This window comes from Nocardioides sp. P5_C9_2, from assembly GCF_054049555.1.
Genome location: NZ_JBFUMD010000188.1, coordinates 1 through 6,687, shown reverse-complemented (window position 1 = coordinate 6,687; position 6,687 = coordinate 1). Strand labels below are relative to the sequence as shown.

General features: G+C 73.3%; 9 protein-coding genes. 7 read left to right on the top strand and 2 right to left on the bottom strand.

Translation table 11 applies throughout. The features are described from left to right. From ACXJKL_RS11040 to ACXJKL_RS11030, 3 genes are all read left to right on the top strand, one after another. Window positions 1–721, top strand: a 721-nt coding sequence (locus ACXJKL_RS11040) for a sensor histidine kinase (RefSeq protein ID WP_457207096.1), incomplete at its 5' end; no start/stop codon positions are given. A gap of 87 nt (window positions 722–808) precedes the next feature. Continuing rightward, the gene (locus tag ACXJKL_RS11035) at window positions 809–982 is read left to right on the top strand and encodes a DUF5302 domain-containing protein (protein ID WP_457207095.1); all 174 of its coding nucleotides are present in this window, start codon (window positions 809–811) and stop codon (window positions 980–982) included. A gap of 71 nt (window positions 983–1,053) precedes the next feature. Beyond that, window positions 1,054–2,112 (top strand): MaoC family dehydratase, encoded by a 1,059-nt coding sequence (locus tag ACXJKL_RS11030; protein ID WP_457207094.1) that lies wholly within the window; start codon window positions 1,054–1,056, stop codon window positions 2,110–2,112. Here ACXJKL_RS11030 and ACXJKL_RS11025 read toward each other — a convergent pair. After that, window positions 2,088–3,269, bottom strand: coding sequence for an MFS transporter (locus ACXJKL_RS11025; protein WP_457207093.1), 1,182 nt, complete (start codon window positions 3,267–3,269; stop codon window positions 2,088–2,090). The two genes, ACXJKL_RS11030 and ACXJKL_RS11025, sit on opposite strands and share 25 nt — an antisense overlap. A 48-nt stretch (window positions 3,270–3,317) precedes the next feature. Between ACXJKL_RS11025 and ACXJKL_RS11020 the strand changes: the two genes are divergently transcribed. From ACXJKL_RS11020 to ACXJKL_RS11010, 3 genes are read left to right on the top strand one after another with little or no spacing between them, the layout of a single operon-like run. After that, window positions 3,318–3,896 carry a histidine phosphatase family protein gene (locus ACXJKL_RS11020; RefSeq protein ID WP_457207092.1) on the top strand — a complete coding sequence of 193 codons (579 nt, stop codon included), beginning with the start codon at window positions 3,318–3,320 and terminating at the stop codon, window positions 3,894–3,896. Between the two features lie 31 nt (window positions 3,897–3,927). Then, window positions 3,928–4,572, top strand: coding sequence for a DUF6758 family protein (locus ACXJKL_RS11015; RefSeq protein ID WP_457207091.1), 645 nt, complete (start codon window positions 3,928–3,930; stop codon window positions 4,570–4,572). 48 nt (window positions 4,573–4,620) lie between these two features. After that, window positions 4,621–5,493 carry a PHP domain-containing protein gene (locus tag ACXJKL_RS11010; RefSeq protein WP_457207090.1) on the top strand — a complete coding sequence of 291 codons (873 nt, stop codon included), beginning with the start codon at window positions 4,621–4,623 and terminating at the stop codon, window positions 5,491–5,493. A 9-nt stretch (window positions 5,494–5,502) separates the two neighbouring features. On the opposite strand, the gene ACXJKL_RS11005 is transcribed toward ACXJKL_RS11010, so the two are convergent. Beyond that, window positions 5,503–6,291, bottom strand: coding sequence for an SDR family NAD(P)-dependent oxidoreductase (locus tag ACXJKL_RS11005; protein ID WP_457207089.1), 789 nt, complete (start codon window positions 6,289–6,291; stop codon window positions 5,503–5,505). Window positions 6,292–6,351: 60 nt separating this feature from the next. Here ACXJKL_RS11005 and ACXJKL_RS11000 point away from each other — a divergent pair. Continuing rightward, window positions 6,352–6,687: ParA family protein (locus ACXJKL_RS11000; RefSeq protein ID WP_457207088.1), on the top strand; the 336-nt coding region annotated here is incomplete at its 3' end.

Below are 6,687 nucleotides of genomic sequence, written 5' to 3'. Positions count from 1 at the left end.
CCGGGCCAAGACTGAGTTCGTGGCGGCGGTCAGTCACGAGCTGCGCACGCCGATGACCAGCGTGATCGGCAACCTCGAGCTGCTCCTGGACAACGAGGCGGGTTCGGTCTCCAGCCCCCAGCGGGCGGCCCTCGAACGCGCCGACCGCAACGCGCGCCGGCTGCTCGGGATGCTGGAGGAGCTGCTGCTGCTCTCGCGCGTCGAGAGCGGCACGTTCGAGCTGCGGATGCGGCGTACCGACGTCCGCGAGGTCGTCGAGCTGGCCCTGCACACGCTGGACGTCACCCGCACCCGCTCCGGGGTCCGCGTCGAGCTGCACGAGCCCGACCACCCGGTCGAGCTGGAGGCCGACGGCGAGCAGGTGGAGCGTGCGGTCATGAACCTGGTGTCGAACGCCGTGAAGTTCACGCCCGCGGGCGGCCGCGTCGACATCGACGTCCGCGACGACGGCGCGACGGTCACGATCAGCGTGAGCGACACGGGGATCGGCATCGAGACCGCCGACATGGGCCGCCTGTTCGACCGCTTCTACCGGGCGCCGGGGGCCGTGCGCGAAGCGGTCCCGGGGACGGGCCTGGGGCTCTCGATCGTCAAGGCGGTCGCCGAGCGCCACGGGGGGACCGTCGAGGTCACCTCGACCCCGGGCGCGGGAAGCACGTTCACGCTGTGCCTACCGCGGTCTCCCGATCCCGCACCGACGGCCGTGGCCCACGACGCCTGACTGGAGGACACCGGGTGCCGCGCCGCCAAACCCCTCGACCCGCGTGGACCGTGCTGGCAGGGTAGGGGCCCGACCAGAGGAGGACGGATGACGAACGAAGACCTCAAGGCCAAGATGCGCGAGGCGCTCGACAAGAAGAACACCAAGGAGAAGGGCGTCCACCAGGACGGCCCGGTCCAGGAGAAGGCCCACGGGGCCGAGGTCGAGGGTGGAGCGTCACCCAAGATGCACCGCCGCAAGGCCGGCGGCGGGGGCACCTGAGTCACCCGTCGTGACGAGCACCACGTGAGCACCCGCGCCCCTCGGGGCGCGGGTGCGGCACGATACGGGCCATGAGCACGACTGCGGGAACGACAGCGAGCAAGACCAACGCCGGCAACTTCTTCGAGGACTTCTCCCTCGGCCAGGTGATCGAGCACGCGACGCCGCGGACGATCACCGAGGGCGACCGGGCCCTGTACGGCGCGCTGTACCCCAGCCGGTTCGCGATCGCCTCGAGCGCGGAGTTCGCCGCCGCGTGCGGCCTGACCCCGGCGCCCGTGGAGGAGCTCATCGCCTTCCACGTCGCCTTCGGCAAGACCGTCCCGGACATCTCGCTCAACGCGGTGGCCAACCTCGGCTACGCCGAGTGCCGCTTCCACCGGCCGGTCGTGCCGGGCGACACCCTGCGCACCCGCTCCGAGGTCATCGGCCTCAAGCAGAACTCCAACGGTCGCACCGGCGTCGTCCACGTCCGCTCGACGGCCACCAACCAGCGGGACGAGACCGTCCTGGACTGGTGCCGCTGGGTGATGGTCCACAAGCGCGACGCCGACGCCCCGGCTCCCGAGGCCGTCGTGCCCGACCTCAAGGACGCGCTGGCCCCGGCGGACCTGGTGATCCCGGAGGGCCTCGACTTCACGGCGTACGACGTCGTGGCGGCGGGGGAGCCGCACCGCCTCGCCGACTACGCGGTCGGCGAGCGGATCGACCACGTGGACGGCGTGACCCTCACCGATCCCGAGCACATGATGGCGACGCGGCTCTGGCAGAACACCGCCAAGGTGCACTTCAACACCGACGCCCGTCCGGACGGGAAGCGCCTGGTCTACGGCGGCCACGTCATCTCCCTGGCGCGGGCGCTGTCCTTCAACGGACTGGCCAACGCCCAGCTGATCGCGGCGATCAATGCCGGCTCGCACGTCGCCCCGGCCTTCGCCGGCGACACGATCCACGCCTGGTCGGAGGTCCTGGACACGGCCGGGACGAGCGCGCCCGGCGTCGGTGCCCTGCGCCTGCGCCTCGTCGCCACGCGTGGGCGGGACGCGTCGATGACGCTCCGCGGTGACGACGGGAAGTACGCCGACGGCGTGCTGCTCGACCTCGACTACTGGGCGCTCGTCCCTGCCTGAGCCGGCGCCGCCGGCCCGGGCAGGGCGAAGTGCCGCGACAGCGGCCACACCAGCAGGATCAGCACCATCGGGACGGCGAAGCCGATGCGCAGGTTGTCGGCGCCCACGACCCCGGTGAGCACCGCCCCGAGCAGGCCGCCGACGTAGTTGAACTGGTTGAACCGGCCGATCACGACGTCGACCCGAGCCTGCCGCAGCGCGGGGTCGGTGACCCCGTCGCCGGCGATCCGGGCGGCCGCGGAGAAGGAGAGCGGCGCGATCACCGCCGCGCCCAGCCCGAGCAGCGTGAAGCCCACCACCGCCACCTGCCACGTCGGTGCCGTGACCACCAGCAGCAGCGCGAACGACGACACGAGGGTCCCGGCGCGCAGGAGGCGGACGGCGCCGTGCCGGCGGACGAGTCCGTCGCCGGCCAGCCGGGCCACCAGCGACGCCACGAGGTAGGGGAAGGTCGCCAGCGCCAGGAGCGACGTCGGGGTCGGGAAGGCCCGGTCGAGGTACGTCGGTCCCCAGGTCGCCGCCGCCGTGTCGACCATGTAGAAGAGCACCATCGCCAGCCCGACCATGACGATCGGTCGCCACGGGACCGCCACGTCGTGGGTGGCGGTGGAGATCCCGACGCGACGCAGGTACGGCAGCGTGATCGCCAGCAGCGGGACCAGCCCGATCACGCCCAGCGCGGTCACCGGGACCCCCGGGGTCACCAAGGTCAGGCCGGCGCCCAGGATCCCGCCGAACGTCCATGCACCGTGCATGGAAGGCAGGACGGGACGCCCGAGCGCGTGCTCGATCGCCACCGCCTGCATGTTGGTGCTGGCGTCGACGAGCCCCAGCGCGACGCCGTACAGCGCGAGCCCCAGCAGGAACACCGGCCACGCCTCGACCACGGTCAGCACCAGGGCGAGGGCCATCACCGCGAAGCCGGTGCGCAGCAGCACCGCGCTGTCGCGGCGCGCCGCCAGCCGCTCCGCCACGACGGAGCCGACCCCGGCGAGCAGCACCACCATCAGCAGCAGGCCGGAGAGCCCGAGCTCGTCCAGGTCCCACCGGTCGGAGAAGAGCGGCAACCGGGTCGTGGTGCTGATGAACACGAAGCCCTGGCAGCCGAAGGCCGCCATCGCCGCCACCCGGCCGCGCCGCACGGCGACAGACGTCATGGCCGCATGGTGGCACGGGTTGGGCGGCCCGGGTGCGAGACTCGGCCCATGAACGCGCACACCGCCTCGACGCAGGAGCTCTGGATCGTCCGCCACGGCGAGACGGAGTGGAGTCGCTCGGGGCGGCACACCTCCACCACAGACCTGCCGCTCACGACGCACGGTGTCGAGGTCGCGCGCGAGCTGGCCCCCCGCCTGGCGGAGGTCGACTTCGACCTCGTCCTCACCAGCCCGCGGCAGCGTGCCCGCACCACCGCCGAGCTCGTCGGCCGGCCCGGGGCCGAGGTGGACGAGGACCTCGTCGAGTGGGCGTACGGCGACTACGAGGGCGTCACCACCGCGACCATCCGCGAGACCGTCCCGGGCTGGAGCGTGTGGACGCACCCGACACCCGCCGGCGAGACGGCCGAGGAGGTGTCGGACCGGCTCGACCGGGTGGTCGCGCGCGCCCGCGAGCACCGGGGGCGCACGCTCGTGTTCGGCCACGGACACGCGCTGCGGGCCCTCACCGCCCGCTGGCTCGGCCTGCCCGTCGAGGCCGGTCGCCACTTCCGCCTCGACACCTCGACGCTGTCGGTGCTGGGCTGGGAGCGCGAGTCCTCCGTGCTGCTGCGCTGGAACTCTTGACGCCTCCCACGACCGGCGCCACCGTGGAGCAATGCTCGACCCCGGCTGCCCCCGCTGTCCGCTTCCCGTCGTCCGCGACGGCGTCGGCTGGACCTGCCGGGACCACGGGCCGGTGCCGCCGCTGTGGCGCCCGGTCGAGGCGTCGTACGACGCGTTCGTCGCCCACCTCGCGCGCTCCGGGGACTTCCCGACCCTGCTGCCCTGGCCGCTCGGTCCCGGGTGGCACGTCAGCGGTTTCGGCGTGGTCGCCGAGGACGGGAGCGCCGCCCACGCGACCGTGACCGCGGTCTCCGGCACCACGGCGCTCGACGGGCCGGTCGACGTCCTGGTGGTGAGCGAGGAGCCCGGCACCGGTGTCGGTGCCCGGGTGGCGCGCCTGAACGGTGACCCGCCGGGGGAGCTGGCGACGGACCCCCCGGTGGCCAAGGTCCGCGTCGAGCAGGTGTCGGTGCCGATGTGGTCGGTGTCGACCAGCACCCTCCCGGTCGACGTCACCGGTGTCGAGCTGGACCGGTCGATCCTGGTCGGGGAGGAGTCGGGACGCTGGCTGTGGCTGCTCATCCGTCCGGCCTCGGCGATGCTGCTGCTGCGTGACGAGTGGATCCTGCGCGACGCCTCGCGGATCGGCCCGCCGCTCGTGGAGGTGCCGTTCGGGGGTCCCGACCCCGGCTGGTGAGCGGTCGCCGATCCGTGCCGGGCGCCACCGCGGTGCCAGACTGACCCGGTGCGCATCGACCTCCACACGCATTCCTCGGTCAGCGACGGCACGGACCCGCCGGCCGTCCTGGTCCGCCGAGCGCACGAGGCCGGTCTCGACGTCGTCGCGATCACCGACCACGACACCGCCGAGAGCTGGGCGGAGGCCGAGCGCGCGGCCGCCGAGGCGCGCATCACCCTGGTCCGCGGGATGGAGATCAGCACCCGGCTGGGCCACGGCAGCGTGCACCTGTTGGCCTACCTCCCCGACCCGACGTACCCGCCACTGGCGCGGGCGCTGGGTGACATCCTCGACGGTCGCAACGACCGGGTGCCGGCGATCTGCGCCAAGCTCCGGGCCTGCGGCATCGACCTCACCGAGGACGACGTACGCCGCCGGGCCGGCGACGCCGCCGCGACCGGGCGACCGCACGTCGCCGACGCCATGATCGCGCGGGGCATGGTCGCCAGCCGCGAGGAGGCCTTCGCGACCTGGCTCAACCCCGGCCGGCCCGCCTACGTCGACCGGTACGCCGTCCCCCTCGAGGAGGCGATCGCCCTTGTGGCCGGTGCCGGGGGCGCCAGCGTGGTCGCCCACCCGTGGGGCCGGTCCCGGCTGCTCACCCCCGAGCACCTCGAACGCCTCGCCGGTCTCGGCCTGGCCGGCATCGAGGTCGACCACCAGGACCACCCGGCGCCCGTGCGCGAGGCGCTCCGCGCCCTGGCCGACGACCTCGACCTCGTGGCCACCGGCTCCAGCGACCACCACGGCCTCGGGAAGGTCGACCACGACCTCGGCTGCAACACCACGCCGCCCGAGCAGCTCGAGCGACTCCTCCAGCGGGCCGGCGACGCCGCGTCCGCGAGCGGCCGGACGACGCCGGCGCTGCTGGTGCCCTGACGGACCCGCCTACCTGCGTCCGATCGACTGGAAGCGCTGCAGCACCCCGGTCGGCACGGCCCGGGCGAGGGCGACGACGGCCTTGTACTGCGCGCCGGGCACGGAGAAGACGCGGCCCCTGGCGTGGTCGGCCAGGGCCTTCTCCACGAGGAACGACGCGTCCAGCCACATGAAGCTGTCGCCACGCGTCACCTGCATCCGCTCGTGGAACTCGGTCTTGGTGAAGCCCGGGCACAGCGCGGTGACCGTCACCCCGGCGTCGCGGTACTCGTGGGCCGCCCACTCGCTGAAGCTGTTCACCCACGCCTTCGCGGCCGAGTAGCTGCCCCGGGGAAGGAACGCCGCGACCGAGGAGACGTTGATGATGCCGCCGTGGCCGCGCTCGGTCATCGCGCCCAGCGCCGCGTGGGAGAGCCGGAGCACCGCGGTGACCAGCACCTGCAGCATCGCCACCTCGTCCTCGACCGGGTTGTCGAGGAAGCGCTTCTTGAGGCCGAAGCCGGCGTTGTTGACGAGCAGGTCGATCGGGCGCTCCCGGTCGGCCACCCGCGCCTCGACGCGCGCGAGGTCGGCCGCGTCCACCAGGTCGGCACGCAGCACCTCGACACCGACGCCCTCCTCGGTCCGGATCGTGGCCGCCACCGACTCCAGGCGCGCCTCGTCACGCGCCACCAGCACCAGGTCGTGGCCCTGCCCGGCCAGCTGACGGGCGAACTCCAGCCCGATCCCGGCGGTGGCCCCGGTGACGAGCGCGGTCGTGCGCGAGGCGGACGGAGGGGGAGGAGTGGTGGAGTTCATGGGCCCAGCATCACGGTGTCGTCTCGTCGGGGGCAACCGGGTCGGGCATGATGGGCGTCGATGACCAGATCACGCACGGTGACCCTCGCGATCGCCAACCAGAAGGGCGGCGTCGCCAAGACCACCTCCGTCGCCTCCATCGGAGCGGCGCTCGCCGAGATGGGCCACTCGGTGCTCCTCGTCGACCTCGACCCGCAGGCCTGCCTGACCTTCTCGCTGGGCATCGACCCGGAGGACCTCGAGATCTCGGTGCACCACGTGCTCACGAAGGGCGTCGACCCCTCCGAGGTCATCCTGGAGACCGAGGACGGCGTCGACCTCCTCCCGGCGACCATCGAGCTGGCCCGCGCGGAGGCCGACCTGCTGACCCGCACCGGTCGCGAGCACGTCATCAAG

Bases quoted from the DNA above. Each gene is read 5' to 3' on its own strand.
- ACXJKL_RS11030 (WP_457207094.1), top strand. From the start codon at position 1,054: ATGAGCACGACTGCGGGAACGACAGCGAGCAAGACCAACGCCGGCAAC.
- ACXJKL_RS11035 (WP_457207095.1), top strand. From the start codon at position 809: ATGACGAACGAAGACCTCAAGGCCAAGATGCGCGAGGCGCTCGACAAG.
- ACXJKL_RS11005 (WP_457207089.1), bottom strand. From the start codon at position 6,291: ATGAACTCCACCACTCCTCCCCCTCCGTCCGCCTCGCGCACGACCGCG.
- ACXJKL_RS11015 (WP_457207091.1), top strand. From the start codon at position 3,928: ATGCTCGACCCCGGCTGCCCCCGCTGTCCGCTTCCCGTCGTCCGCGAC.
- ACXJKL_RS11025 (WP_457207093.1), bottom strand. From the start codon at position 3,269: ATGACGTCTGTCGCCGTGCGGCGCGGCCGGGTGGCGGCGATGGCGGCC.
- ACXJKL_RS11020 (WP_457207092.1), top strand. From the start codon at position 3,318: ATGAACGCGCACACCGCCTCGACGCAGGAGCTCTGGATCGTCCGCCAC.